This window comes from Cylindrospermum stagnale PCC 7417 (assembly GCF_000317535.1).
Lineage (GTDB): Bacteria > Cyanobacteriota > Cyanobacteriia > Cyanobacteriales > Nostocaceae > Cylindrospermum > Cylindrospermum stagnale.
Window position 1 is genome coordinate 5,871,535 of the sequence record NC_019757.1, and the last position, 26,341, is coordinate 5,897,875.

Below are 26,341 nucleotides of genomic sequence, written 5' to 3' on the forward strand. Positions count from 1 at the left end.
AATAGAATTAGTTATAAAGGATTGGCTATGAAATTTGTGCAAGTAAAGCGCGTTGTTGAGAAAATTAAAGACTTTCCAGAACTAGGAGAAAGAATAAGGCAGGCCAGAGAACGTGATGGAAGGCCATTGACGATCATTTGCAAAGAGTGCGGGGTTAGTCGTTCTTACTGGTATCAGCTAGAGAATGAAAACCTGTTAGCACCAGCAACAGAAGGAATAATCCGCAAAATAGAAAATTTTTTGGGTGTTGACTTGGGGGTAAATTTCAATGATTAACCCAACAAAGATTGACCCCTTGACTTTGCCTTCTATGGAAATGTCAAAAGTGGGAAGGCGTAGGAGAAAAAGGAGTTAGTGGAGAATGCGATTCCTACGGAGCGCTGAGTGCAAGGCATCCCGTCAGGGATACGCTATCGCTTGCAGAAAGTTCCCAATAGAGATTGAGCCACAATAATTAAGGGTAGTGGGTGAGGGGGCGATCGCATTTTGGACAAATCACGTTGTTAAGATACGCCAGTAATAAGTATATCCAGTAAAGAATGTACAACTGGTCGCATGCCTCCACTTATCCAATCGATACCAATTTCAGGGGTTTTTATACTGCTTAATTGATAGTTTGCTTCCTCTATACACCAATCTCTAAGTTCAGGAGAAAGATTTCTAGCAGATGCAATTATTTTGGGAATTGTTGCTTTTGATGACGGAGTTGGATTAGCTTGCAAGTGACTAAAGAGCATTTCTAGCAACGAATCATCCTTTCGCAACCGTTGAATAATTGAACTTTGATCAAGCAAGCGATTATAGTAATTAGTCCGTGATATGACTTGGATAATAGCATGAAACACTAAATCACTTTCTTGCTTACGACAGATAATTTTAAAATATGCAGCATAAGTGAGTTTTGACGGATCTCTACTCACTCTCTCAAAAATGAAAGCAAATTCTTGACTTTCTGTCCACCCCTCACAAAGAGCAACAATTATCTTGTCACTGACATCTTCTAGATCAGCACCGGCTATGATGCGGTTTAAAACTTCTTGATCACCGCCAAAATTTTCTCCTAAAAGTTGTGCTGCAACTATCTCTTCCTGCCCTAGTCTACCAGAGTATTTTGCTCTAGTATCCAATGTATTTAAACAATATTCGAGAAGTAAAGAACTTTTTGGACATACTTTATCGAGAAAACGTAATATATTTGAGTTAGTGTTTCGCTCAGTTTGATGCTCCAGAAATTGAAGTAATTCATTACGAGGGCTAGGATATTCGTGAGCAAAGATGCTGAGTCTATCCCAAATATCCAATTGACTTGTTGTTTTATTCCTGGAAAATCTAGACCATAACTCATTTCCCAAAGCAGCCTTAATAGCATCCCAGTTTTGTATAATATGCTTCAACAAAGGAGCATTCAAGGATATGGCATTATTAATAGAAATAGTACACAGTTGCCCGTTGTATTCTTTAGCATTAACCACAATGTCCAAACGCCCCAACAATACTAAGCCACAAAATGCAGCTTGTCGTCGTTCATATTTGCGAATCCCAGAATCAACAATATTTTTAGATAAAATTTCCAATGCAGGTGCTAAATCTTGATCTGATGCTTTCAACAGAGTATGATAGCTAATTGATGCTTGCGTTTTGACTTCTAGATCATGATCGTGGTCATAGAATTTGAGCAAAGACATTGCAAAGTTTTGGTCGTTTCCTCCTTCACCCAAGTATTTAGCAATAATCCAGCGAAGACGAACAGGTAAAGGAGAAGTAACCTCAATTATTTTTTGCCGTATCTCCAAACTACTACCATAAGCTAATACTACAGTCTCATGAATACTATAAATGTCATTGCCTTCCAATAACTCTCGCTTTGCTAGTTCCCTCACACGCTCGTCTGATGAGTAATCCAAAAACAAGTTCTTAATTACTAATTCATGAATTGTATTATTGCGGTTTAGTTTTGATATCAAATTCAAAACGATGTCAACAACTTCAGTATCACCTTGGGTGCTACCCAAAATTGCCAAGCCTGACATTACTATGTCAGGACGCTCACAGTTAGGGTTTTGAAGCACTTCCAGTAGTCTATTTCGACATACAGTTTTATCCTCAATAATTTGTGGCAATAAATGACCAATCTTGGACGCTTCAGCAGCAGAACTAAATGCAATTTGTCTAAGTCTTTGGGCAACTTCAGTGTCTTGTATTCCCCAGCCTTCGATTAAAGCTTCTGCACTCCAATGAGGAAACTGTGAATCAAGTGATGATAGAAGTTTAGCTTTAGCTGTTGGTGTACGTCCTACCATAGCTACTATAGCTACTTCAGGCTCGTGGTATGTTTGCTTAAGTATCCACTCATCAATTACCGCAACTAGCTGAGGATGATCTTTAAAGTTCTGGGCTAGTAAAATCCAGATTTGATACCCTATAGATGCTTCGAGAAAAGGATAATTTTCATGGCGAAACTGCTCTACACAAAATTGAGCGACATCCGCATCTTGTGGATAATCTTCCAACAAAATCCTCAATGCGATTTCTCCATCTAGCTTTGACCGACTAATATTATCTTTTTGTAAAGCGTCAAAACAAGCTTCCTTCGTGATAGAGGACTGTGGCCATCCGTTCATCAATGCCTTGGCTACTTCACTGGGCCACTCGTAATTTAACTGTCCTTCCCTAGAACCAAGTCTGAGCAATTCTTCTTGGTCTTCCTCTGTCTGATTATGCTGCTGTATTCTTCCTAAAATTGCGACTAAACGCAGTTCTGGACTGATTGAGTAGCGGGTTTCTCCTAAAATACGTTCAAGACTTTCATGATTTGGCCAACCGTACAATAAAGATTCAACAGCAACCGCTCTAGTTTTGGGATCAGATGGACTACACGCGAGACAAGCAAGACGATTACCAATTTCCACATTACCCGCTGCTAAATTAGCTAATGTCTTTGCCGCAGCACGCTGATTATCTATTTCTTCATCATGAATACCTCTCCAAAGGTATGTAATAACTTCATCAGTCAGAGGCCAGTTTGTCATTGCGTAGAAAATATTAGATCGCCATCTTCTTCTGCTAGGAAACCAACTTTGCAACTTTGATTTTACTAACTCTTTCACTGGTGCTGAACGTAAGCCATCTAAAACATGATGAAGGAGACGCTCTCTGTGAGGCATCCAAAATCCAAGTTCAATATTCTCAAAAACTTCAGAAGCAATTTTTTTAGCAAGACTTGCAGAACAGTTAAATTCACCAAAAGCAGTCTCACTCAGAAGAAGTTCAACAGCGTATTTATCTACCTGACTAATATTGTTAATTTTTTTCTGGATACAACCTACTAACTGTTTAATATCTTCTGAACGGTTAGTAATTTGAAATAATCCTAGAATAACCTCACGCCATTGCGGATCTGCACAATAAGTTTCAACCATTGTTACCTGCTTCTGCAAAGATAGCCGTGACAGATGATAGGCTGCCAAATACTCCAGAAACGCACGATGAAAAAGACCAATCTCCTTAGGAGACTGTTTTACCAAAAGACCTATAGTATTTTCACCAACATTCAAAAATGCTCTACTGAATTTGCGAGCATCCGGCTGTTCAAATCCAAAGCTCCCGTCAGGGTCTTTTAAATAGGTTTCTACCGTCTTTATGGCTTCTTCCTGCTCTATTACTCCCTCTCTAAAATTTTCTTGTATGTGATAAGCAAGTTGGGCAATTATTTTTTTAAAATCCTCATCTGATAAATCTAAAAATGTTTCATTGATAACAGCAGCAGATGTTTTCCTCTTCTGTGGATGAGTAGAAATTAGATATTCAACCAGAGCATCGTAAGCTTTGAATCGATTCTGGGGAAGAACAGCATTGCGAAACTTTAAAGAGATTAGCAAGCAAAGAAGAAGAGGAACTTTTGATAAGTCCCGAATATCCACTGACTTATTTAACTCAATTATAAAATTCTCTGTATCTAATTCAGAAGTTCTTTTAATATCATCATCTTCATTTGGCTTTGAGCCTGACAATAGACTTCTATTCCTGAATGTAAACCAAATTTGGGATAATTTTTGTTGTTGGGAAGGTGAAAAATCACTAAGGAATCCTATTTGCCACGCGGTCTTTTGGATTCCTAAACGGTCAAAACCATGAGGTCTACTTGTAACTATTGCTGGAATGTTCCGCTGCTCAACAAAAACTTGCAGTCTCTCTAACGCAATCCTTGCAGATGCCTCATTTTTCCATTCATCGAGTCCATCGACTAATAATAAAAGTCTTTCATCTGCTAGAGCCTGTTCGACCAAAGGCCAAAGCCGTTTTTCCTCCCAACTATTCAACCATCCCTGAACCACATCGCTCAATGAACAAGTATGTGAGTCATGGATCATCTTAGTCCACAAGGCAAATGGTATCCATATTGGGAGACAATCGCTCCATTTTTCTGCCAGCAAACTCAATTGTGGTGATTCTTGCAATAAGTCAATAGCCAAGAAACGCAGAAGTGTGCTTTTACCACTACCTGGCCCTCCCAAAACAATACTACATGGTTTTGCTGCTAGCCACTTTGTGATAGATTGTCGCTGCTCATAAGCTACATATGAGCGTACCGAACTAACTTCCCGTTTACTGTCTTCAAATTGACTGTTTTCAGTAGTTGTGAGGTTGAATGCTCTACTATTCTCCAAAGATACGGGTTCAGATTCTTGAGGCTTAACCTCCGGAAAAAACGGGATGTTAACAGAGTAGCGTTCATTAATATCAGGTAGTACATATCTGTCTTCTAATGATAAGGGACTGCTTATATCTAGAGTAATTATCGGTATTCCGGGATCATGGGTATTAAATACACGTTTATAAAAGACTGCCAACTTACTTCTAAATTCGCCAATATTTTTATTATCTAGTCTTTTACCTAAATTTTCTGCTTGCTCTTCACCACAAAATTTAGCTACCCAGGCTCTGCCAAAAAAGTCATCCACTAGCTTAGGCTTTTTTTTCAGCTTTTCAGATAGTTCATCACTGTCCCAACGCAGTAGTGTTATGCCTTGCTCTCTAAGAAGTGTTTCTTGAGTCTCAAACTCGTCAGTTCGTACCTGTGACCTGAGACTTTCTTGAGTGCATAATACAAATGTATTTGTTTTATTAACCCAATTTCCCTCAAGAAATTTTAAAATAGCACTTTTGATTTTTGCTGGCCCAAATTCTTTTTCACGCTTACATTGATAGACTGTATATATCGCTGAAAGCTGTTTGCGAGCAAAGATATCAATCCCTTGTTGATTGTCACCACGCTCACCATATAAATAGCAGGATTCCACATTAGCTTCTAGACGAGCTAAACGCAGACATAGTTTTTCAAAATTTTCCCAGGTTAGTTCTCCAAATGGAAGTTCTTGCTGCCGTGTCTCTACTGGGGGTGAGGTTTCTCCCAAAGGTGGTGTTTCAAGCCAGGAGGGGATGGAAATCTTAGAATCTATAGCCATGAGTTAATAATTTCAGAACTGTCAATCATAAATCTGTGTTAAATAATATACTAGCAGATTCTAAGAGAAAAGCGTTTTCTAAATTGCAAAAATACTAAATCAGTTCCTAGAAATAAGGTGTTTTTTTCTCTCAAGGAAAAATATTTAAAAGAAATTACTCAATACTAGCAGTAGGAACCGTAAATCCAATTAGTATTAGCACTTAAAGTGTTTTAAGCTCATACTACAAATATTTATAGTTGTACTTAACTGCTTGGGCTTAAAAACCAAGTACTTTCACTACTTCACCCTTTGGTAATAGGGAACAATTTCAGTTTTTACTCCATCATTATCCATCCGAACTAAAGCTTCTAAAGGCTCTAGCGAAGTTATCAAAGATTCAGAAAATCTAAACCGTTTTTTAACAGCAGCTACTTCCACATTATCAATTGGTAATAAAATCTTAGTTGATGAGTTAGCTAAAACTTCCCCGGAAATATGGGCGTCGCGTTGACTCGCAACAATCAAAGCTAAACCAAACTTCCTCGCTTCACTGGAGATTCTAGCAAGAGTATCTGATGACTTAACTTCCTTGCATTCATCGATTACAACATAACAGCGCGGGATTTTTCCCTCAATTTCACCTTGTAACTTATGAGAATCTAGCAATTGTTTTAAAAGCGTTTCTGCTGCTATAGCAGACAATCCAGGTACTTTAGCTAAAGATGATAAGTCAAATCTAACCAGAGGAAAATTGATTGATGGCTGTAGCTTGCTAAAAATACCATACTTGAAAGTAGCAGCTAACTTGAGCAGTAACTTCTCAGAATCCTTACAACCATCCTCGACACGGTTGTGTAATTCAACTTCTAAATCAGCAAAAGTTGGAGGCTCCTTTGTCCATGTTGACCGCTCTTTCTGAAATATACCCCTATTTTCATAACAACTTATAAAGGCGTTCAGTGTCAAACCTTGCTGGTTATCGCCCATTTTTAGGGACTTCCTGAGAATCGCCGAAACTGCGATCGCTTGCAAGTCCGGGCCGCCGCCTTTAGGATCTAAGTCAAGCACCAGGGGGTTAAGTCCGTGGGCTGACTCAGCATCTAATCTGTAGCAAGCCTCACCAGGCAAGTTTAAATCGCCGTGAAAGTCACACAGAACGATTTTGATCTCTGGAAACAGTGAGGGCAACTCATAAGCAAGGGATTTTAAAGTTTGCGTCTTCCCGCTGCCGCTGGTTCCCAAAAGCACGACATGACCGTTTCGGAGTTTGGCGGGATTCCACCAGCACTTTTCCCCTAAGAAAATGCCGGAGTGCGATCCCTCCCCTTCTCCCCTTTTAGCTTGGTTAGGTTTAAGTGTTGCTTGTGGTAAGGGTCGGTTAGACACTGCTGGTAATACTCCTCACTTGTAAATTACCTGATGCAAACTCTTCGCCTACTAATCTTTGCACAATTACCAATGGCGCAGCTTCTAAAGTAATGGTGCTTGGTGCTGCTTTGATGTAGGGAAATTGGTAAGGGTCGAGTTGTACCGCTGAGGTGTCAAAATCATCTACAAAAATTTGACCTGAGACGAACACCATCGCCCCGGCGCGGTTAAACTTCGCCAAAGTTGCCCCCACAGGTTCATCATTCAAGGTAATTGCTTCAATATTAGTAATGGCAGCTGCACCCACATCTGCGGTAATAAATTCGGTGATTATTTGCGAATCTGGGTCATTACCAGCTTTGTACAATTTCCCTGTGGACTCTTCCAACACAATGAAGCCAGTTCCTTGCTGCTGTATAAGCAAGTATTTACCCTGAATTTTTGCTCTATCACTCACCCTCACACCCGTAATATTGGCAACGATTTTGTGAGCCGAACCGGACTCATTATAAATGTGAGTCACGCCACTGGGGGATGCTATCAAGCGGTTAAAGTTGGTGAAAATCCCACCGCTGCTGTTAACGCTAAATGCGGACAGAGCGATCGCTACTAAAATTACTAGTACAAAGTATTCTGCATTGCTACCAGTTCTCAATCTTAAATTTCTGTTTCCCGGACATACGCACCTTATGGGTGAAGGCCAGAACATCTCCACACCGCCCCTAGTGAAACAATCGGCAAACCAGCCAAAGAAGTAGCCCACATTGAGGGCATGGGCAAAGGTAACGAATTGGGGAAAGAAGAATACAACAATGTAACTCGCACAAGCTAACGCTGCACTAGAGGCTAGCGAGTGGGTGCAGCTGCGGTGGGGCATTCTCTCCTCAAGGTATCCACTTACCCAAGGCAAAACTCGCCCCGCTGGTGAAGTACTCACATCAACATCAGGTAAAAGTCCAGCGATCGCACCCACGGCAATTACAGCAGGGTCAGCCGTGCCGAGCAACAAGCTTGCAGATGTACCGCTGATTAATAGGTGAGATATCCCCAACATCTAAATCCTCCTACTTTCACGGGGAAGGGTATAGAGAATTCGAGAGATTCCCAGCATAACAGTCCCCCCAATACCAGCAAAGATATAAAGTGCCTGGTCATTCGTCCCGAGACCGATAAAGCGCATGATCACAAAAACCATCGCGCCTATCAATATTAATGGGGTGATATCGAAGTACCTTCGATGATCTCCCGCCTCGATGTCTAGTCCAAAAAATTCCTCCTCAATTGCTCTAATGGCAAGCATCGGGTTGCCGCCAGCCCTTTCTTGTAGTTTGGCAAGGTCAGCAGCTGATAGATTTATCTGTCGCTGATGTGCTGCTTGCTTCATAATTTCCCTAATTGCTTTTTCAGGCAGGGGCTTGAGTTCAATTCTGGGAATGTTGATAAAAACATCACTACGCGGTGGGTCAGTTGCCAGCAGCAGCATGGGGACTGTTGACTTTCGGCGCAGTTGTTTGAGCCACACCCTGAACTTTCCATCACAGTGGTGAGCATCATCAACTACTACAATTGCTGTGTTTTGTACTAGGAATTGAGCGATCGCAACCTTCAACTTGTCCGTTGTTAATGCCTTTCCTTCTAAATTCTCAGTTGCAATTCCCAAGTCCTCAGCAATCTGCAAGCACATCTGTTTGGGGGTAGATGGTTCAATTGAGGCGACTAAAAAACCATCTTCCCTCAACTTTTTCACAATTGCGTCCCCTAATATAGATTTGCCACTACCCTCTTCCCCACAAATGAGGATAGCACCACCAGCTAATAAGGCGGCTGTGGCGCGGTCTAGCTCTGGCTTTCTATACACGAATTCGTCTGATGCTGGTGACAACTCTTGCTCTTCATCAAGAGTGGAAACTTTGGGGACAGCAGCAATCATCCGCCACACTCCATAGACAGCAGCACCTAACCACAGCAGAGGATTAAAACTGCCAAGCGCCAGAGTAACCCCAGCCAACATCGTGCCAAAAAACTTTATCCCCCTCCAGCGCCCCTGGCTAAGTTTACCAATTTGTTGGCGTATTCTAAAGGGTCAACAGGCCCAACCTCCCCGACCTGCTGAATTTGCTCTTGTAAATGCTGAGGGAGAAGATCAGGATTTTCAATATATTGTTTTGCCAGGATTCTTTCAGCCATTAACACCCCGGCTGCCATATTCTGCGCGGAAACAATTATAGGGTTAACATCAGTTTTCGCAGTAGACTGACTCTCTGCTTTTAGTTGCTGAGTTTCAGTTTCAACTTCGATCAAATCAGAAGACTCAGCTTTTGCTAACTTTCCTCCTGGCTGCTCCTCTGCTGGACCAGATGGTTCTGGCACCGGATAGCCTTCCATCGTTCTGTGCTTTTGGATGTATTCGTGTAGTCCGTCCATCTGGGTTATCTGGTCGGCATCCAGATAAGCCTTACCCATGTACTTGTGCGTTGTTATCTGTAGATAATTCAATCGCTTGTAGAGCGCATCCTGCTTAACCGAATATTTTTCTTTTAATTTTGCTATGGAAAATTTTTCAAAATCTGGAGTTTCTACCAGATTATCTGGATGATCTAGCTCTGTAACCGCCAGATTATCTGGATGATTGTCTGGATGATTGTCTGCCATTTTTGCTCTACATACTACACACTCACACCATATTATCTGGTACTACCTACCGGATGGTAGGGTCGATAGTTTTTAATCTTTACAAAAAAATACGCGGTGCTGTGAAGCGCTACGCAGTTAGCAGTTATTAGTGCGGGTCGCCCGCTTTAAAAGCGATCGCAGGTGGCACAAATTAAGGCTGGTGGTGGGTACTCAGATCAGGGGGTAAATGAGCAAGTGCGACCTGAACTGGTCGTTTAGAACGCGGAACCTACTCATTTAACCCCTTGGAGGAGAAATCAGAGGATCATTACCTGTTGTAGTGGGCATAAAGGGAGCAATCGTACGTGCGACTTCGGGTCGCACGTATGACTTCTCGACAGCGGCAATCTTATCGTCCCACCAACACTTATTTCACCCCGTTCCAATAGGCGTCTATTGTAAAAACTTTAGATTTTGTTTTGAGCTATTAACTCTGCCTGATCGTTTAACTCCATTTTTTCCTGTTTCAGTTTCATTTGTACGCAAACTGGGTTTACAGTCAAATAAGCTGGCAGAAAGGTCACTACATGGTGGTGTTGGCATTGGTTCACAAAATTCTTTCTCCTTACAAGGATCTGCAAAGTCTTTTGGCCCATGCTCCCAAGGATTATAGTGTGGAATTGGTGGAATTGGTTCATAATGAGAATCTAGCCACTCTATATCCGTAGGATCTGCTTGTATAACTAGTACTTCTGCTTTTTCTGGCGCATTACCATCTGGAGTTGCTGGAGTAGTAAAAATTGGAGGCGATTGTTTACATCCTTCGTATGGCCCTGTAAATTTCAATTGTTCAGTTTTTATTCCATTTCCGGGTAATTCTGCTTGTGTCATTGCTGTATTTCCATTCTTTGCCCAGTACCATAATGCTTCTGGGTCTTTTGGGTCTTGTATTGGGTAGTGTATTATGACTCCGCAAGCTTTGTGCGGAAACTGATTACCTTTATATGGTGAGTCTGTATGGTATATAACTGTACCAGCATCAGGCCCAGCAACATAGATTCTAAAAGTATGGTAATAAGGCTCTGCTGATGCTGTTGAAGAAGCAAGTATCGTAAGCAAAGATGCTAGAGAAAGCACTTTTAGTTTTTTAAGTGACAAGTTAATCACAGTTTCAATCCTTTGCTTTTTTAAGCAATTTTATTTTTACTCTTCCTTAGTTGTTTAATAGGTATGGTTTTGAGGTTTATGCAGCAAAATGGACTAAAGAGCCGATTTAATTAGATAAATGTGTTTTTGGTAAAAAATTTGAAATAAATTTTTTTTAAAATCTTATAAATACTAAGATATTAAAGTCCTGACAAGTTCAGCTGTAAATTTATCCAGCGCTAAAGAAATACGCTCTTTAGTCCCAGCACGCTTGGCAGCCTTCCAGGCATTGAGCTGAGATACCGCTAAAACGGAAATAGAGGCTGAAAAGCCTTGCTTATTATAGGTATCAAAGATTTAGGTACTTACATGAATTGCAGCTTCAAAAGGAATTGAGACTAACCTTAACGCGATGAAAATGTGTTCTTTTGACCAAACAGCATACCTCTATCCCTGATTTTTGAGGAGAATTACGATTTGGTTGATAGTGCTATGGTTTTACAGAATACTGTGGATATGTCGTTGGCAATTCAGACTTTAGTGGCACAAGGATATCCAGTCAATCATCGCTATCTCACCAGACATATCAAGCGGTATGGCGATTATGTGGTGAATCTACAAAATATTCCCCAACATGAAGGAAGCCGCTACGCCTCTCCCTCTCGAAATTTTTGAAACCTAGAACTGGTAAGCTTTTTCAGCTTCTATTTCCGCTTGAGAGGGTCGAGGGGAACATTACTGTTCCACCCCTCCCGTCCGAAACCGTGCTTGCCAGTTTCCCAGCACACGGCTACTCAATGTGTTTCCATTTGTCAATATGGGACTTCAAGCTGCCATCATTGGCAGTTTTATCATCGTGGCAATGACGATGTAGTAATTGGAGATTTTGCCATTCCTTCTTACCTCCACAAGAAATGGGTTTAATATGATCAATTTCCAATAAATCGCCTTCTTGAAAATGCAAATTACACCAAGCACATTTACCCTTTTGTTGTTTGAGAAGCTTCGCTTTAGTAGTAGGCATCTCAGGGTGTTTGCTTAGTCTTAAACTCCAGTAAATTAAGTCACCATCAAAAGGACTTTTATCACCGCGAACTTTAACATAATCATTCACACTAGAGTGAAATTCGATATGTGTTAGTAACCGTAAAGGATTACTTTCTGACCTGGTGGTAAATACCCAATGGTTATCGCCTATGGTGTGCCAGTATTTTTGATGACCTAAATTAATGCTTCCAGTTTGTCTTTTAGCCCATCTTCTCAACCGAAGATAGGTGATTCTATCTAAGTGGGAGAAGTCCCCAGTAGTTCCAGCATCTGAGACTCTATAATATGAAGTCCATCCCCTGATAATAGGATTAAGGTCTTTAATTAATTCCGCTTGGGAACGAGACCTGTGTTTTGTGATGATACTTTTCATCTCATATTTATGAGCCTCAATTGCCTTCTTAGAAGGGGTAATGAGGGTGATGAAACCAAGCTTTTTACCTTGACTATTTTTATTGTCTCGGTATTTACCCACTTTTATCTGTTGAATATGATGTCCCAGAAAATCAAATCCTGGTTTACCATCTTCACTTAGGTGTGGATATAGCGTATGTGCTATTCGCGTCTTTTCTGGTTTCAACTCTAAGCCAATACCTTTGAGCCAATCTTTGATTAATTCCTCACACCTCTTAATGACCGCTAAAGATTCATTTAAAACTACAAAATCGTCCGCGTACCTAATACAGGTTACTTGAGATATTTCGCAGCCAAATTTGCTTTTAGCCCCTCTGATTTTCCCGGCTGAGTTGACAGGAAATTCTTGGTTTATCAGGCTTTCTAATCCATGTAAAGCGATGGATGCCAATAATGGCGAAATTACACCGCCTTGTGGTGTTCCAGCCGTAGTAGCTGCAAATTTTCCTGAATCTATCACTCCCGATTTGAGCCAAGCTTTAATTTGTTGCCTGACTGAACCGTTCATGTTTAATTTCAGAAGTAATGCTTCCTGATTTATTCGGTCAAAACATTGCGAGATATCTGCATCTAAAACAAATTTAGATTTTGATACTATGCAGTTTTTGATGTGTTTAATAGCATCATGGCATGACCTACCGGGTCGAAAACCGTAGCTTGATGGTTCAAAACGAGCCTCCCATTCCGGTTCAAGGGTAGCTTTCACTACTGCTTGTAAGGCACGGTCAAAAATAGTGGGTATCGAGAGCGGTCTAAATTCGGTTTTCCCTGGTTTTGGTATCCATATTCTCCTTGTAGGTTTGGATTTACCGTTAATGAATAGACCTTTCACCAAGTCAAGGCGTGCTGCTGGGGATAGTGATTTAATACCATCCACTCCTGCGGTCTTTTTTCCCTGGTTGTCTTGTGTTACCCTTCTGACTGCTAATGCCCTATTCGACCAAGACCTCATTAGGGTTTTCTGGAGGAAAGCGAACTCGTTGAATATCACCACAACGTGAAGCGGCATAGATGCGTTTTTGCAATTTGAAAACATATCGCTCGACTTGTCGCCAGTTGATAGTTTTCCATCCCTCAGTATTCAATGTTGAATCTGATTTAGGCTTATTCATTGCTATTTACACCCCTATATACAGACACATTGCGGGTTACGTCTGCTTATCCCGGACATTACTCCATCCCTTTTCAGGCTTTGACCGTTATTTCGGTCTAGGCTTTTGCTTCTTAACCCATCCCTCCCAAATAAGCTTTTAGCTTGACTGCTTACCTACATATCGACCACTATAGGAACTATAATTTGGGTTATTTCGTTCCTGATATCCATTATTTTGAGTCTTTAGAGGGTGTCTATCCACCGGGGGTCTAGGAGGTACGCTGCTTCGGTAGCAAGATCCTAACAGTCCAAAACCCCATGCCAGTTATTTCCAACCCAAGGTGTGTCCGAAACACAAGCTTATATCCCTTGGCGAGATTTGACGATGGCTCAACGACACTTCGTTTACTCTCCCCATAAACTCTTGCTTGCAGTTGGTGCTTTCAGCAATTACCACCATTAACCGCTTTCATCCCCGCTTTACAGATTTGATAGTCAGTCTTCTCCGTAGGGGCTACCATTATTGGTAGTTTATGTGCTTTTAACCCCGCACCAGGGCAGTAAGAATTGATTCTTTGAGAACCTCACTTACATGGATATCAAGTTGTCATTAGTAGAGGATTAAAGTGCGGACTCAGCCCCATAAGGGTTACTCTACTAAAGCCTGGAATCCCCCCAGAAACTGGGTTTCTCCAGAACGAATCGCACTCGCCCTTATCTCGGCTCAATGCCATTACAGCATCTACCTTCTCTGGTTCAATGTTGCACTACTCCATTTAAGATAGACTTTCACCATGAACTAGTGAAGACCTGTGGCTAAAATTATTTCAATTTTTAACCAAGCTGGTGGGGTAATGAAAACTACCCTGACTATGAATCTGGGGTATCACTTACACCTAAACAACTTCAAGGTGCTACTAGTTGATATAGACCCCCAAGCATCTCTAACAACGTTTATGGGACTAGAACCCCACGAGTTAGAGGAAACAGTGGGAGGTGCAATTTTGGCAGAAGAACCAACTGCACCACTAATTCACCACAATTTACACAGTGTAGACTTGGCACCAGCCAACATCACCCTCAGCGCTGTAGAGTTGCAGTTAGCGTCAGCAATGGGTAGAGAATATAGGCTCAAGCAAGCTTTGGAGTCTGTTGTTGAGCAGTACGACTTTATTCTGATAGACTGCCCTCCGTCCTTGGGCATTCTCAGCATTTTAGGACTGAGTGCGGCAACTCACGTACTTGTTCCCACTCAAACCCACTTCAAGGCGTTTAAAGGAACTGAGTTATTGCTGCAAACCATCAAGCAGGTGAAAAAGCACGTTAACCCAGGACTAGCGATCGCTGGTTTTGTACCTACTCTATTCAGTAATGCTAATCAAGATAAAGTCATTCTCCAAGCATTACAGGAGCAGTTGTCATCCCTAGCAAGGGTATACCCAGCAATTCCCCGCGCCACTGCTTTTGCTGATGCTGCTATGAATCGCGAGCCATTAGCCGTTTATCAGCCGAAGCACCCAGCTATAGAAGTCCTCAATCAAATTGCTGAAGGGATGGAAAAATTGTAATGGTTAAAAAGAAACTCGGTGAAGTGCCACAAATGAAAGGGGTAGAAGATTTACTGTCTATGAGTATGAGTCCAGTAGAAACAACCACCCCATCGGCTACAGTTCCCATAGAAAAAATTAGAGTTAATCCGAGGCAACCCCGCCGCTACTTTGACCCTGATAAGTTGGCTCAACTGGTTGAGTCAGTGAAGCAACACGGTATTTTAGAGCCTTTGCTGGTTCGCCCTTTAGAAGGTGGAGAATATGAGTTGGTAGCGGGGGAAAGACGTTTGAGGGCAGCTACAGAAGCTCAACTAACTGAAGTCCCCATCATTAGCAAAGACCTGGACGATAAACAAGCAAGACAAATTGCACTGATTGAAAACTTACAGCGGGAAGATTTAAACCCGATTGATGAAACTGAGGGGATTCTGGAACTGTTGGCAACGGAATTGGGAATTGATGCCAATGAAATCGCCCCAATCCTTAACCAAGCCGCTAATGCCAAAAGACGGGGGTTAGAACTGACGGAAAACGTTTCCCGTCAACTGGAAACTATTGAATCTCTACTAGCTACTGTCGGCAGGTTTACTGCTGAAAGCTTTCGTACCAGCCGTTTACCCCTGCTTAATCTTCCTGATGATGTGCTAGAGGCATTAAGGCTAGGGAAACTAGAATACACTAAAGCAAGAGCGATCGCTAAGGTGAAGCAAGAGAGCGATCGCAAGTACTTGGTGAATGTGGCAATTAGCCAAAATCTCTCACTCAGCGAGATTAAGGAAATGATTCAAAGTCTACAACCCAAAAAAACACCGACGACATCAAAAGAAACTTTAAAGGCTAAATACTCAGACATTGGCAAGCAGCTAAAAACTACCCAGGTGTGGGAAAATCCAGAAAAGGTAAAAAAGCTAGAGAAACTTTTAACCGAGTTAGACCAGTTATTAAATTAAGTTAAATTTTATACATTGATGAGCAGATATCCAGAAAACTGGAAAGAAATAGCCGTAGGAATTAAAGAAGCCTCTGGGTGGTGCTGCCAAAGGTGCGGTAAAATTTGCCTGCGTCCTGGTGAGAAGCATGATTTGTCTACATCAGAGCGCAAAGCCTACGCGCTACAGGTACACCATTGGAATTGTGACCCATCAGACAATAGGCGGGAAAACTTAGTATGCTTGTGTACTGGATGTCATCTCAGTTACCATCGGTGGCGGCGAGGTAACGTTTCACCGGGGCAATTGTCACTTCCGATTTGAATGCGCTGCCCCAAACCAATCTGCATAGCGAACAGTAGGGGTTTGAAGCTCCTAAATTATATTCCCTTCAATTGGTACAGGTTTCCCCCTGCTTGACAGGATGTTACCAGCAGGTCATCAAAAGTTGTCCCCACATCCCCAAGTTACCTTGCCCCTACTTGCTTTACATTTCCTGATAAAAGAATCTTCAAAAACTTCACGATATTCTTAAACGCAATTATCTCTTTTTATGCGTCAAAGCTTCTTTAATTATATAATTAAAGATTTGATAAACTTAAGTAGGCAAGGTATTTTATTTAACAGTAAATAGATTATTCTTCTTTAAAGAAAAGGTAAGGTAAAAATACTCACTTATTATTTAGTTTTATCGGATGGTCATTGCAATTTGTAATTAACCATTCAAGCCCCACGACTAATTCGTGAGATTCTTCCTTTTCGTTCTTACTACGTATATACAAACCCTGGCTTAAACCACCTTTTGTGTAAATAACGCAGTTTTTCAAACACTTGGAGAAAATGATGAGGATGAAATCCAGTCTAAATATAGTAAAATTTACTGCTGGTTTTTTAACTGTTGGTTCTATTATTTTTCAAAGTCAAATATCAATGGCTGTAACAGTTAAAGGCAGTTACATCACAAAAACACTTCTGGGCTACAATTCTCAACAAATCAATTACGAATATGAGAATAGTTTAGGTGTAGCACAACAACCTGTGTATACAGTTTGGCAGCAAACAAACGACAGTAATTCAGCTATTACAAGGCAAAATTCTGATACACGAACTATTTCTCTAACTGCTGGAGCCGAATGGAATGTTGCAAAAATTTCTTTTACAGACTCGTACTCTAAAACAGATACTGCAACATACACCATTAGTCCTAAAAGTGTTGGAACATTAACATTTCAATGGTTAGCAGATTTAATAGTATCAGGAAAGACAAGGGCACAGGATTGTAGTAATTACACAGGTTCATGTAGCCCATCTGGATCTATATCTGAAAATCAGATTGGAACTGGCCCATATAATTATGCTCCTAGTTGGAGGTACAGCGAAGTTCCTGTTCCCGAACCTCTTAGCATTTTTGGCACAATTACAGCATTAGGATTTGGGGCTATTTTAAAAAAAAGAGAACTATCTAAAAGGCAGAAGATAGAAGCTACCAAAGCCTAATTTAAACGACTTAGTTCATCAACATTTGGATGCGGGGAACCAGAAGCTTGTCCAAACATTACTCGTTACCAGCGTCCTCTTTCCAAAACAAAACTTGTTAACAAGTTCCCTCACTCCAGAAATGAAGTACAATTAGAGTTTACAGAAAACTAAAACGCAATTTGACACTGATATCGTGTAACCTATACTTAGTGGTATTGGTTATTTATTTTATACTATATAAGTTTTTTCACAGTCGTTACACTGTTGTCTACCCTTACCTTTAGCGACACCAGGGGAACAGATCAATTGCCCTCTTTGTACTAAGAATGTTGTAATGCCAACCGCCTAATAAAGAAGTAATCACCACATCAAGCGATCGCACTAACTAATTCCCCGCAAGAGGATTAAAACTCGCAAAGAGCGATCGCAAGAAGGCGAGCCGAGTGCCCATCGCTTTTTTGTTGGGCAGTTAGGAGAGGGGCGATCACTTACTGTAGGCTGCACGGTTTTACCCCTATTTGGCTTTCCGCTAACCATTACTATGACTTGAACCCTTATATTGACAAGCTGTGAAAGATTAGGAGCGCCTATTGCGACATGATTAACCTTGAAATGAATTTAGGAGAAACGTTTCTCCTAAACCTGATTATTCTTGCTATTTGTCTAGTTTACTAGGTTCCCGTTTCAAAACTAGGAGTGATGTTATGAGTACGAGTTTCTGGAAGGTTCCGGCTTGGGACGTTCCGATTGATAAAGCAGTTAAGGTTGAGTTGCTCAGGCTACATAACCAAGATATTATTCCGCAAAACGGCTGGCCAGAGTCCTTCTGGAACTATATACAAGACCGTCGATTGCTTGATGGCAATGAAGCGCAACACATCGTCCAACTGTTTCAAGGTCTCTGTGCGGGTGAATCGGCACGGTGTCACAACCCACCCTGGGGATTAGCATTCTACGATAAGGAGAAGCTTTTATTTACAACTACGCTTTGCTTTGAATGTTCTAATGCAAAAGTGTACACAGAACTTGGCTCTGATCTGCGTGCATTCAATGTTTCTGAGTTTCATGCAAAGAAGTTATTAGCTATCCTTCAGCATGAATTACCTCTCCAGTAAAAATGCATGGATATTGAAGCACGTGATACATGAGTTGTCTAGGAGTAAGTTCGGTTTATGCCGAGATGCATAACAACCGCAATACACCGGAACTTTGAAGTAGGGTAGCCTTAGACCGATTGCCGTTGAAGTCTTGCATTGAAGGGATTACAGCCATATTCGCATTAATCTCATTTTGAACACCTACCCACCCGCGCAACCAACAAGCTTTACAGTGTTTTTATTAAGTCATTCGATACATCTGCCTCTTAATTCTACCAGTCACCAAACCCCTGCCAGCAATCACTTATTGAGTGTGTTTTCTCTTGCTACCTTCATGTCTGGGAGCGTTCGCTGCTAACGCTTCCTGTCTCGCTCCTTTGCGACATGATTAACCTTGAAATGAATTTAGGAGAAACGTTTCTCCTAAACCTGATTCAGCACAACTGAAATACATTGTTCAGGGCATTATCCTCAAGCATCATTACCGTTACGTTCCAGTGTTTGCTAATTTTTGCGATCGCTTTCTACCTCATATAGGGTTGGTGACACCAACCCTATATGAGTCCGAACCAAGCTTGCCTCCACTAAAAGCACTGTGCTGATTTACCTTGATTAGTCAACGTTTTGTGGCAATGTTCCATTCCAAGCTCTTGCTGTTTTCTGCCCTAGAACTTTTGGAAAAACAGTTAATGGATCTATAGCTTCCATTGGACATCCTTCCCTATAAGTTCCATCAGGCTCATAAAAGCGATCATGCTTTGCAAGCCAAAATATCCGCCGAGCAAAACACCCACTTCTACCAGTGTTAGGAGCGTTGTCTTCTAGTTCTGCATAGCCAATGATCTCATGGTCTTGATATTTAACCTTTCCCTTTCTTCTTGTACAACAAGTATCAAAATGCTCTCTAACATAAGGAATAGCATCGATATTCTTTAACCAAACAATCTTTGATTCAGACTGAATATCAGAGGCAGTTTGAGCTTTTTGACTCATAGTAAAACTTCCTTGTCTAGCGAAGCTGTTTATATAATTAAACCAGAAAAAGAATACATTAGTTATAGTATATTTACTTATAAATCTTTTTCTTAGCTGATTTTCTTACTTAGTCAACTAACCATAAGTACAGCTTTATAAATAGGGCTATTGCATTGATTTAACTCTATGCAGTAGCTCTACTGTGTGAGTACATCAAAGAAACGTTTTTATAATGTACCGTTACTGCTACTTATGGCATTAGCACAGTAAAAAAACTGTAATTAGCATCAAATATAAATGTGTGTTTCATGTAACAGGAATAACCAAAACTGACTCAATTGCTATCGAAGCAGCTGCAAAAGTAGCAGCAAATTTCCGTAAAATAGGAGTGAAGGTAATATTTTTAAATGAATCTAATATTGAGCTCCCAGAGATTGGTGCAGCTTTATTAATAGCTGGGCTAGTGATGGGAGCGATCGCCGCCATAATATTCATCCACTAAGAATTGTGAAACATGAACATACACACACAGAATCTAAAACTATCACCCCAGCTTATTAAGGCAGCCAAAGAGTGGATAGCTGATTGCACTTGGCGCGATATTACTGAAGATGACATAGAACTACTAAGCGACGAAGAAATAGAGAGAGGAATTCAGCGCCACTACAGCGGCGGTATAGAAGCTTTCAAACAAGCCTGTAGTGAGTGAGAGCAGCAACAAAAACGCCATCACTACTCTAACAACTTTGTACTAGGAAAGTAAAACAGTGATAAAACTCTATGACTTCGTAAGGTATGAAAACTCAGATCCTAACGCTGTGTGGAGAGTAATTAGTATTTGCGATATGAAGAAACAACGGATCATAATAGCTGAAAAAAGACAAAACCATCTCACAAGAGAATCAATTAGAGTAAGAGATGTTGAATCAAATTTCGTTAGTCTTGAAGAGTAGATAGATTATAATGGTTACAAACATGACAATTTTGTATTATAAAAAATATTATAAAAAAAGGAGGATAAACTAATTAGTCCTCCTTTTTTCCAAGTGTTTACCTATTAAATAAATTTATTACTTAAATTAACTCCTTACCAAGAGTAATTCTGGCAGATTGCAACTGTGCAATCACAAAGTCCAGTTTTTTAACTAATTGTGCATCGCTCTCTGGCGTAGCATCTTCTACAGATGCCATCTCCTTAATCAAATCATCAAAGCCAGAGCTTAAAATAATGCCGTAAACACTAGAGTAATCCCAGTTTGGATCTGCATAATTTGCTAGTTTTTTTAAATTAGTCATTTCCCCTCCTTATAGTAATGCTAATGGCGTTGTCTCAGCTATTTTTTTTGCTCTCATTTACTCCTCATTCAAGGATTTTAGCACATTAATCCTCAGAATAAATCTCCTCAATACCCGCATCAATTGCCTCATCTGGAGAGTTAAAGCAACCTTTTAAGCGAGGATATTCAGGATAATCTGGATTTTCCCATTCAAGAGGAAATGAATTTCCATACCTCAAAGAAAATGAGTACTTTTGAGAATCAGTAGGGCACAGACAAACATCAACATGATGTCTGCCCTTGTAAGGATTTTTAGATTTCCAAAAACTGTGTTGTTTCAATGGACGCAGAGTTTGATTGTCTTGCCAAGAGTTGCCACACATATCGCACCACAAAACTAAATCACTGGGGTGCTTTCTATAAACCTCTTTACTACCGCACTTAGAGCAAATTGTCATACTTTCTCTTTAGCCTTTTTCGGCTTTGAAGATTCAATAAATTCCCTAATTTTAACCACTGGATGGTTGCGTTCAATCATCTGTTTAACTAGTGGAACTAGACTAACTGGGCAAGCAATAGATTTGTTGCGCCACCTACCATCTTCGTCTTTGTATTCCCATTGGTAACCCCACCGCCAATGAGTAATATTATCAGAATCGCGAATTTCAACTTTAGGATAAGAAACAATACAGCCATCCTTGAGTTTCTTATTTTCAATGTATTTGTAAAGGTGTCCAGATGCTTTTGATTTATCTAGGGTGGAAATTAAAGAGGGGAGCTTATTTTCTTTTTGAATGGCGACAATAGGAACACTAATACACTCGGCTTCGTTATGAAGTTTAATTAAAGCTTCTTTGGTAGCTCCATTGTAGCTAAAAAAAATAGCCAGTTTATCTTGGTAAGAAATGCGATCGCCACTCTGAAAGTTTGGCTGCATTTCCCCTAAGAATTCCACCTCATCAGGAAATACCCGAAGGGATTTGTTGTGGTTATCCAATTTTACCCAAAGTTCAGAGCTGTCCGCTGTGTGATAACCACAAACATAACCCTGCTGATTTTTGTATTTTTGATGGCTACTAGTTGGCAGTATTCTGCATCGGGTACGCAGGTCAGGTTTTTGTACTCTTGATGAAGAGCGATCAGCTTCCCTATCACCTAAAAATGCTTGGGGTGCGATGGTGCCCGTATCCAGAGGAGCAGTAGGTTTGGACTCACCAGCTTGTATTTCTACCGAGTAAGCAGAAGCTTCAGCCGGGAGATCAATCTTTTCAACATCGCCAAACTGAAACCCGATGTTGTAAAAGCATCCGTCAAACTTGACAAGCACTTCTCTTTTAGCTTGAAAGACTTTGGTAATAGTCCCAAACTTGCCCTTCAGTTTCCCCCTCTTTTTAACTCTGATTGGGTCACCCTCAGAAAAAGGAGAAGGTTTATTAGTACAAGCTGATGTTAATTTTTGCGCTAAATCAGACGGGGCGATCGCTAACTCTTGGATCAGAGTTTCATCTCTTTCCCATCTATAAGAATCAATCTCACCATCAGCCCAAACAAGGGAAAATAAATTTGGCGAGTGGTGCTGTACTCTACCAATCTGCTCTTGAGGATTAATAATAAACTCTGCGGTTTTGAGGCTTTCTTGAGTTACAGGCTGAAGGGCTAGCCGGTAAGCGGGAATTTCCAAATTCCACATCCCCTCCTTACCAGCAGCGAAAACTGGTACTGAAAGAATTTGAACATTTTCTAGCTTCCACGCATACATACCAACTTGCCAATCTCCACACCTGATTTCTAACTCTGACTGTTGAGCAATAAGCTCTGGAGTTATCGGCAAGCAATCAACTAAGTTCGCAACAGCTACTACTGCTTTAAATGGCAGCTTTTCAAGTGGTGGTAGCAAATCAGCAAATTTTTGATAAAGCTTTTTTGTGTCTGAGTACTTAGCCCCGGCGTGAATTAATATTTTTCCCCGGTAATTAGTTGGTTTAGATCGGCACTCGAAAAACTTGTGGATACCTATCAGTGAAGCGCGAGGTTGGCGGACAGTAACAGCTCTAAACCGCTGCTTGTTCTCTAGCTGCGGCGATTGAGTTAAGATACTGGACTCTGGCAACGGCGACGGCTGCGACTCTTGGATCGAGAAGATTTCCAAGTGCTTGTCTCTGCTTTCTAATAATTCCGTTGCGGCTCTTGACTCCGAGGGGTCGCACCAGGTCTCCGGGAGACTGTACCACCCTGAGAGGATAACCGGGTTTAACACCTCTCCTTTCTGAAGCAATTTGCAATTCTTTAAGTCTACCTCTAGCTTGGTCTGCCCAGGAGGCCGCCCTTTCCCACTCGATGATAAGGCGCTGGGAGACGGCAACCAAAAGTAATCTTTCTCTAAGGAAGGGGGCGCTAAAGTGTCCGCTGGTGATAGTAATCCATTCCGCATCGTACCCGCTGAGGGCAAGCTGCCTGAGTAGGTAAGAAAAATAGAGGTTGTTTGTGTCTGGCCTGTAGGGACAGTTAAGAAGCCCTGAGACGTTTTCAAAGACTGCGAATCTTGGCTGCAATTCTCTAAAAGTTTCGAGGATTGCGGGGAAACAGTCTCGCTCGTCAGATGCTCCGAGTCTTTGACCGTTAATTGAGAATGGGGGGCATGGAGGTGAGGCGGTGATAACGTCGATTTCTCTTCCAACAATTGGCTGCCGTCCAACTCTGATTTGTTCTGCAAGCGATCGCACGTCTCCATAGTTGTGGATGCTGGGGAATCGTTTTGAGAGAATGTCTGAGCAGAACTCGTTGTTGTCTGCAACTCCAACAAGTTCCCATCCAGCTTGCATTCCTGCAAGGCAGAATCCGCCGCCAACTCCTGAGCAGAGGTCAAGTTGTTGCATAAGAGTTTTTCCTCTTTAACCAGTTTTAAGTCTTTAACTTGGGCAAAACTATAGGGAACCTTTAGCCAGCCATCCCACTGCATTGAAAATCCCGATTTACCGACGCTTACAACAGTGCCGCTTCGGTTTTCGCTTTCAGAAAATAGGCGTTCATCTATGGTGAGGCGTAGCTCATCGCTTTCTTGAATTTCCCCTAAGAAAATGAGGTGAACTTTTTTACTCTTCTCAGAGAAATAATTAATCGAAGTGCCCAAATCCACTGCATCGCAGACTTGCGATCGCTTTATTGCTAAAGCAGAGGCTAATTCACTTTTGCTTAAATTTGAGCCATCTGCTAAAAATAGCGCGATCGCTTGTATATGCAGCCAACTATCATTAAGCAGGTGCAGATACCACATGGGGTTTAGGTACTCTTTTTTGATTTTGGGAGTAGCTAGTATTTCTTTATCGCCCCAAAATATTGTGTTGCCATCATAGGAGCAATTAACCCCCTCAATCTGCCACTGCTGCGGGTAAATATCCCAAGGGTTGTTACTATGGTTACGAACAACACTGTGATTGCTCTCCATATTTTCAGCGGGCCGTAGCTTATCGCTTTCCTCATCAAGGGTGGAAATTTTTACAGCCTTTTTTAAACCCTCACGTTTATTCATCTTCACCACCACCTAAATAAGCTGTTGATGCGGCTGCCCAGTTGTAAGCTTCAGCATTTTGCTTGCGCTGCTGTACTTCTGCTGCATCGTTGGCAGTGCGATCGCTCACCCCAGGCATGGCCATATTTTTGGCTAGAGCCTTAATATCAATTTGCCGCTGCACAGTTTCTTTCCAGTCGTTGCGGCTAATCAGGTCTAATTTTTGGCAAACTCTGAGGTTAAAGCGGGTATCAAAGTTTTGTAACCCCGCGCCACTCCAGCGCTCGTTAAAAGCACCGCAGTTTTGGCAGGCAGGCCATTTGTCGCGATTTGAGCAATACTTGGGCATTATTAGCCGCGCTAGATGCTGCTGCACAATTCCTGAATCATGACAGCAAAAGCATTGCCAACTAGGGTAGAAAATCTCTTTATCTTCCCCTTCCGACTCTGGATTTAGGGGTAAAGGCTCTAATTGGGGTAAATCTTCAAAATTCATGAATCTGCCCCCCAAATTAAGTTATTAGCCTCGGCCCACTTGACAAACTCAAATCTCAGTTTCTCGTTAGGCATATCCTCAGACCGAAATCCAAGGGGCCCAAGCTGCCTAATCTTCTCTAACCATTCTTCCCGCAGCGGGTGATTTTCCCACTTCTGCGACTGACTGGCAGGAATCTTGCCCCGTGACTTCTCCCACTGCGATCGCAGCTCCTCGAAGTGTGACTCAATCCACTTCAGGGGAAGTTCTGGAACTCTAGGAAGCTGATTTGCCTTTTTATTGCCAAATTCTAAAAAACTCTCTCTATCGCTGTCTGAGAGAGAGTCTATATAGTCTGTATAAGTCTGAATATTCTTAGGGTTTTGAGATGCTTGCTGTGTAAAGGTTTCAGCGTTCTTTGGCGACATCTGTGTCGTTTCGGCGACATCTGTGTCGTTTCGGCGACATTGATGACGTTTCGGCGACATTGATGACGTTTCGGCGACATCTGTGTCGTTAGGCGACATCTGTGTCGTTTTTCTTCTGACCTTGGCTTTGGTAAATTCAACATCGAAGATTTCATTTTCCTGAATTGTCTTCAAAGCCCTTTGGACGCTGCGGCGGCTGATTCCAATTTCTTCAGCTAATTGCGATGTATCAATCTCTAAATCCTTACTGTTATTAAAAGGTAGATGCACACTCAACCAACACCAAACCTTAATCTCTGACTCGTTAAGAGAGAAAATTAGAGGTAGATCAGATTCTGATAACTTGTAAAATTTCATGATTCCACCTCTTCAAAAGTTGCAACAACACCAAAGCTTGAAACAGTTGAGCAAATAACCTCTTGTTTCTCTGGTGTACAGTCACCAAAAAGATGAATTCGTTTAGTATGCTCTGGGAAAAATGCTGAGTATGTAAGAACTTGGCCTAGTGCAGCTTTCCAGTCAGAAATTTGTTTGACCTCAATAATTTCTGTATCAGTCAGTAAATCAATTCTGCCAATAGTTGTTACAACCTCAGTTTCTCCACCTAATTTAAGCTGAAGCTGCTTAACTACTTGGCGTTCAGAATTTTCATAAATATCTCGTTTGTATGAATCAGGTAATAATCCAGCACTATCAAGCTTTATAATTGCTGCATAAAAAGCTGATTTTTTGATGCCTAATTCTTGGCAAATTTCTTTTTGAGACTTAACTGGAAAGTTTGGGAAAATTTTAAAGTAAAAACCGAGCAGTTCTGTTGTCGTAATCCATCCAGCTTGATAGTGTGCAATGGCTTCATCAAGCGTAATTCTATAGTGCTGCTCAGTCATGCACCCTCCAAATTTAGAGGAGGGGATGGGGAAACGGTTTTTTGTGACATAATATAAAGACAAACGCAAAAGTTCCGCCCCCAATATGCCTAAATAGTGGGGGTGTGATTTATTAGAGAGTCCTGCACCATTGCAGCCAGTCAAAAACTTTGATATAAATAAGATATTACACTAAACTCTTACATAAATCAATGGTTGATCACAGAAAAATCCTAGTGGAAAGTCTCAAGAAGGCGATCGCTGCTGGAAAATCTGCGGCGCAGATATCGAGAGAAAGTGGCGTGAACGATGCTGTAATTTCCAAGCTTATTTCGGGCAAGCAGCAAGATCTTATGACCAGCCACTACTTCAACCTGATTAACTGCCTAGAAGAACCTATCAAACAAGAAGCAATGCGGCGGCTAGGCATCGAAAAAGTAGAAGCCAATGAAATAGCAATTTACCTTACAGGCGATGAAATTGCACAGATTGTGCCGCACCTCTCTGGAAACGATAAAGCCAAGATACTAGAGGCGATCGCTCACTCTATGTTGCTCCAAAAGGCAGAAACAAAGTTAAAAGTACCCGCTTAAGTATAAATATTTGTAAATTTCTGCATAAGTACTTTT

Annotated in this window: 26 protein-coding genes; 10 read left to right on the forward strand and 16 right to left on the reverse strand. The window is 41.3% G+C overall.

From position 1 onward, the window contains the following. The first annotated feature begins 27 nt into the window (after positions 1–27). Complete coding sequence (locus tag CYLST_RS24620) at positions 28–276, forward strand: helix-turn-helix domain-containing protein (RefSeq protein ID WP_015210457.1); 249 nt, start codon at positions 28–30, stop codon at positions 274–276. Between the two features lie 227 nt (positions 277–503). Here CYLST_RS24620 and CYLST_RS24625 read toward each other — a convergent pair whose 3' ends face one another. The 6 genes from CYLST_RS24625 to CYLST_RS24650 all read right to left on the reverse strand — a co-directional run bounded on the left by CYLST_RS24625 (position 504) and on the right by CYLST_RS24650 (position 10,595). Beyond that, positions 504–5,465 (reverse strand): NACHT domain-containing protein, encoded by a 4,962-nt coding sequence (locus tag CYLST_RS24625; protein ID WP_015210458.1) that lies wholly within the window; start codon positions 5,463–5,465, stop codon positions 504–506. A gap of 279 nt (positions 5,466–5,744) precedes the next feature. After that, the gene (locus CYLST_RS24630; protein ID WP_015210459.1) at positions 5,745–6,833 is read right to left on the reverse strand and encodes an ATP-binding protein; all 1,089 of its coding nucleotides are present in this window, start codon (positions 6,831–6,833) and stop codon (positions 5,745–5,747) included. Continuing rightward, positions 6,826–7,869, reverse strand: a complete 1,044-nt coding sequence (locus CYLST_RS24635) for a metal-dependent hydrolase (protein WP_015210460.1) — start codon at positions 7,867–7,869, stop codon at positions 6,826–6,828. The genes CYLST_RS24630 and CYLST_RS24635 overlap by 8 nt, the downstream gene beginning before the upstream one ends. After that, entirely contained in the window at positions 7,870–8,826 is a 957-nt protein-coding gene (locus CYLST_RS24640) for an ATP-binding protein (protein ID WP_015210461.1), read from the reverse strand. 14 nt (positions 8,827–8,840) lie between these two features. Then, positions 8,841–9,467 carry a hypothetical protein gene (locus tag CYLST_RS32500; protein ID WP_015210462.1) on the reverse strand — a complete coding sequence of 209 codons (627 nt, stop codon included), beginning with the start codon at positions 9,465–9,467 and terminating at the stop codon, positions 8,841–8,843. A 414-nt stretch (positions 9,468–9,881) separates the two neighbouring features. Continuing rightward, entirely contained in the window at positions 9,882–10,595 is a 714-nt protein-coding gene (locus CYLST_RS24650; RefSeq protein WP_015210463.1) for a hypothetical protein, read from the reverse strand. Between the two features lie 456 nt (positions 10,596–11,051). Between CYLST_RS24650 and CYLST_RS24655 the strand changes: the two genes are divergently transcribed. Beyond that, on the forward strand, positions 11,052–11,249 hold the full coding sequence (locus CYLST_RS24655) for a hypothetical protein (RefSeq protein ID WP_041233251.1): 198 nt from the start codon (positions 11,052–11,054) through the stop codon (positions 11,247–11,249). Positions 11,250–11,364: 115 nt separating this feature from the next. On the opposite strand, the gene ltrA is transcribed toward CYLST_RS24655, so the two are convergent. Continuing rightward, positions 11,365–12,987, reverse strand: coding sequence for a group II intron reverse transcriptase/maturase (gene ltrA, locus CYLST_RS24660; protein WP_281172796.1), 1,623 nt, complete (start codon positions 12,985–12,987; stop codon positions 11,365–11,367). Next, complete coding sequence (locus CYLST_RS36415; protein WP_281172797.1) at positions 12,968–13,147, reverse strand: reverse transcriptase N-terminal domain-containing protein; 180 nt, start codon at positions 13,145–13,147, stop codon at positions 12,968–12,970. The genes ltrA and CYLST_RS36415 overlap by 20 nt, the downstream gene beginning before the upstream one ends. Before the next feature lie 793 nt (positions 13,148–13,940). Here CYLST_RS36415 and CYLST_RS24665 point away from each other — a divergent pair. The 5 genes from CYLST_RS24665 to CYLST_RS24680 all read left to right on the forward strand — a co-directional run bounded on the left by CYLST_RS24665 (position 13,941) and on the right by CYLST_RS24680 (position 18,201). After that, entirely contained in the window at positions 13,941–14,696 is a 756-nt protein-coding gene (locus CYLST_RS24665; protein WP_015210464.1) for a ParA family protein, read from the forward strand. Then, positions 14,696–15,628 (forward strand): ParB/RepB/Spo0J family partition protein, encoded by a 933-nt coding sequence (locus tag CYLST_RS24670; RefSeq protein WP_015210465.1) that lies wholly within the window; start codon positions 14,696–14,698, stop codon positions 15,626–15,628. The genes CYLST_RS24665 and CYLST_RS24670 overlap by 1 nt, the downstream gene beginning before the upstream one ends. Before the next feature lie 18 nt (positions 15,629–15,646). Continuing rightward, complete coding sequence (locus CYLST_RS33700; protein ID WP_085960693.1) at positions 15,647–15,931, forward strand: HNH endonuclease; 285 nt, start codon at positions 15,647–15,649, stop codon at positions 15,929–15,931. Between the two features lie 525 nt (positions 15,932–16,456). Continuing rightward, positions 16,457–17,104, forward strand: coding sequence for a PEP-CTERM sorting domain-containing protein (locus CYLST_RS24675; protein ID WP_041233252.1), 648 nt, complete (start codon positions 16,457–16,459; stop codon positions 17,102–17,104). A 686-nt stretch (positions 17,105–17,790) separates the two neighbouring features. Beyond that, positions 17,791–18,201: a hypothetical protein gene (locus CYLST_RS24680; RefSeq protein ID WP_015210468.1), complete on the forward strand. Its 411-nt coding sequence runs from the start codon at positions 17,791–17,793 to the stop codon at positions 18,199–18,201. Between the two features lie 594 nt (positions 18,202–18,795). Here the strand turns inward: CYLST_RS24680 and CYLST_RS24685 are convergent. After that, entirely contained in the window at positions 18,796–19,176 is a 381-nt protein-coding gene (locus tag CYLST_RS24685; protein ID WP_015210469.1) for a DUF6009 family protein, read from the reverse strand. Between the two features lie 283 nt (positions 19,177–19,459). Between CYLST_RS24685 and CYLST_RS24690 the strand changes: the two genes are divergently transcribed. Next, positions 19,460–19,660 carry a hypothetical protein gene (locus CYLST_RS24690; RefSeq protein ID WP_041233253.1) on the forward strand — a complete coding sequence of 67 codons (201 nt, stop codon included), beginning with the start codon at positions 19,460–19,462 and terminating at the stop codon, positions 19,658–19,660. A 12-nt stretch (positions 19,661–19,672) separates the two neighbouring features. Further along, the gene (locus CYLST_RS24695; RefSeq protein WP_015210471.1) at positions 19,673–19,867 is read left to right on the forward strand and encodes a hypothetical protein; all 195 of its coding nucleotides are present in this window, start codon (positions 19,673–19,675) and stop codon (positions 19,865–19,867) included. A gap of 365 nt (positions 19,868–20,232) precedes the next feature. Here CYLST_RS24695 and CYLST_RS24705 read toward each other — a convergent pair whose 3' ends face one another. The 7 genes from CYLST_RS24705 to CYLST_RS32510 all read right to left on the reverse strand — a co-directional run bounded on the left by CYLST_RS24705 (position 20,233) and on the right by CYLST_RS32510 (position 25,733). Next, the gene (locus CYLST_RS24705; RefSeq protein WP_015210472.1) at positions 20,233–20,454 is read right to left on the reverse strand and encodes a hypothetical protein; all 222 of its coding nucleotides are present in this window, start codon (positions 20,452–20,454) and stop codon (positions 20,233–20,235) included. Positions 20,455–20,539: 85 nt separating this feature from the next. After that, entirely contained in the window at positions 20,540–20,893 is a 354-nt protein-coding gene (locus CYLST_RS24710; RefSeq protein WP_015210473.1) for a hypothetical protein, read from the reverse strand. Further along, positions 20,890–22,545 (reverse strand): ASCH domain-containing protein, encoded by a 1,656-nt coding sequence (locus CYLST_RS36855; protein WP_085960697.1) that lies wholly within the window; start codon positions 22,543–22,545, stop codon positions 20,890–20,892. Before CYLST_RS36855 ends, CYLST_RS24710 begins: the two co-directional genes overlap by 4 nt. Then, positions 22,487–23,311: a DNA cytosine methyltransferase gene (locus CYLST_RS36860; RefSeq protein WP_085960699.1), complete on the reverse strand. Its 825-nt coding sequence runs from the start codon at positions 23,309–23,311 to the stop codon at positions 22,487–22,489. Before CYLST_RS36860 ends, CYLST_RS36855 begins: the two co-directional genes overlap by 59 nt. A gap of 645 nt (positions 23,312–23,956) precedes the next feature. Continuing rightward, on the reverse strand, positions 23,957–24,439 hold the full coding sequence (locus tag CYLST_RS24720; RefSeq protein ID WP_015210475.1) for a hypothetical protein: 483 nt from the start codon (positions 24,437–24,439) through the stop codon (positions 23,957–23,959). Then, entirely contained in the window at positions 24,436–25,203 is a 768-nt protein-coding gene (locus CYLST_RS24725; RefSeq protein WP_015210476.1) for an HTH domain-containing protein, read from the reverse strand. The genes CYLST_RS24720 and CYLST_RS24725 overlap by 4 nt, the downstream gene beginning before the upstream one ends. Continuing rightward, positions 25,200–25,733, reverse strand: coding sequence for a hypothetical protein (locus tag CYLST_RS32510; protein ID WP_015210477.1), 534 nt, complete (start codon positions 25,731–25,733; stop codon positions 25,200–25,202). Before CYLST_RS32510 ends, CYLST_RS24725 begins: the two co-directional genes overlap by 4 nt. Before the next feature lie 215 nt (positions 25,734–25,948). Here CYLST_RS32510 and CYLST_RS24735 point away from each other — a divergent pair, with 215 nt between their 5' ends. Next, positions 25,949–26,305, forward strand: a complete 357-nt coding sequence (locus tag CYLST_RS24735; RefSeq protein WP_157162638.1) for a hypothetical protein — start codon at positions 25,949–25,951, stop codon at positions 26,303–26,305. Positions 26,306–26,341: the final 36 nt, after the last annotated feature.

What these genes read in the sequence shown, in the direction of transcription:
- CYLST_RS24620 (WP_015210457.1), top strand. Translation starts at nt 28, where the DNA reads ATGAAATTTGTGCAAGTAAAGCGCGTTGTTGAGAAAATTAAAGACTTT.
- CYLST_RS24640 (WP_015210461.1), bottom strand. Translation starts at nt 8,826, where the DNA reads ATGTTGGCTGGGGTTACTCTGGCGCTTGGCAGTTTTAATCCTCTGCTG.
- CYLST_RS32500 (WP_015210462.1), bottom strand. Translation starts at nt 9,467, where the DNA reads ATGGCAGACAATCATCCAGACAATCATCCAGATAATCTGGCGGTTACA.
- CYLST_RS24705 (WP_015210472.1), bottom strand. Translation starts at nt 20,454, where the DNA reads ATGACTAATTTAAAAAAACTAGCAAATTATGCAGATCCAAACTGGGAT.
- CYLST_RS24635 (WP_015210460.1), bottom strand. Translation starts at nt 7,869, where the DNA reads ATGTTGGGGATATCTCACCTATTAATCAGCGGTACATCTGCAAGCTTG.
- CYLST_RS24695 (WP_015210471.1), top strand. Translation starts at nt 19,673, where the DNA reads ATGAACATACACACACAGAATCTAAAACTATCACCCCAGCTTATTAAG.
- CYLST_RS32510 (WP_015210477.1), bottom strand. Translation starts at nt 25,733, where the DNA reads ATGACTGAGCAGCACTATAGAATTACGCTTGATGAAGCCATTGCACAC.
- CYLST_RS33700 (WP_085960693.1), top strand. Translation starts at nt 15,647, where the DNA reads ATGAGCAGATATCCAGAAAACTGGAAAGAAATAGCCGTAGGAATTAAA.
- CYLST_RS24685 (WP_015210469.1), bottom strand. Translation starts at nt 19,176, where the DNA reads ATGAGTCAAAAAGCTCAAACTGCCTCTGATATTCAGTCTGAATCAAAG.
- CYLST_RS24670 (WP_015210465.1), top strand. Translation starts at nt 14,696, where the DNA reads ATGGTTAAAAAGAAACTCGGTGAAGTGCCACAAATGAAAGGGGTAGAA.
- CYLST_RS24720 (WP_015210475.1), bottom strand. Translation starts at nt 24,439, where the DNA reads ATGAATTTTGAAGATTTACCCCAATTAGAGCCTTTACCCCTAAATCCA.
- CYLST_RS36415 (WP_281172797.1), bottom strand. Translation starts at nt 13,147, where the DNA reads ATGAATAAGCCTAAATCAGATTCAACATTGAATACTGAGGGATGGAAA.
- CYLST_RS36860 (WP_085960699.1), bottom strand. Translation starts at nt 23,311, where the DNA reads ATGCAACAACTTGACCTCTGCTCAGGAGTTGGCGGCGGATTCTGCCTT.
- ltrA (WP_281172796.1), bottom strand. Translation starts at nt 12,987, where the DNA reads ATGAGGTCTTGGTCGAATAGGGCATTAGCAGTCAGAAGGGTAACACAA.
- CYLST_RS24725 (WP_015210476.1), bottom strand. Translation starts at nt 25,203, where the DNA reads ATGAAATTTTACAAGTTATCAGAATCTGATCTACCTCTAATTTTCTCT.
- CYLST_RS24625 (WP_015210458.1), bottom strand. Translation starts at nt 5,465, where the DNA reads ATGGCTATAGATTCTAAGATTTCCATCCCCTCCTGGCTTGAAACACCA.
- CYLST_RS24675 (WP_041233252.1), top strand. Translation starts at nt 16,457, where the DNA reads ATGAAATCCAGTCTAAATATAGTAAAATTTACTGCTGGTTTTTTAACT.
- CYLST_RS24680 (WP_015210468.1), top strand. Translation starts at nt 17,791, where the DNA reads ATGAGTACGAGTTTCTGGAAGGTTCCGGCTTGGGACGTTCCGATTGAT.
- CYLST_RS24710 (WP_015210473.1), bottom strand. Translation starts at nt 20,893, where the DNA reads ATGACAATTTGCTCTAAGTGCGGTAGTAAAGAGGTTTATAGAAAGCAC.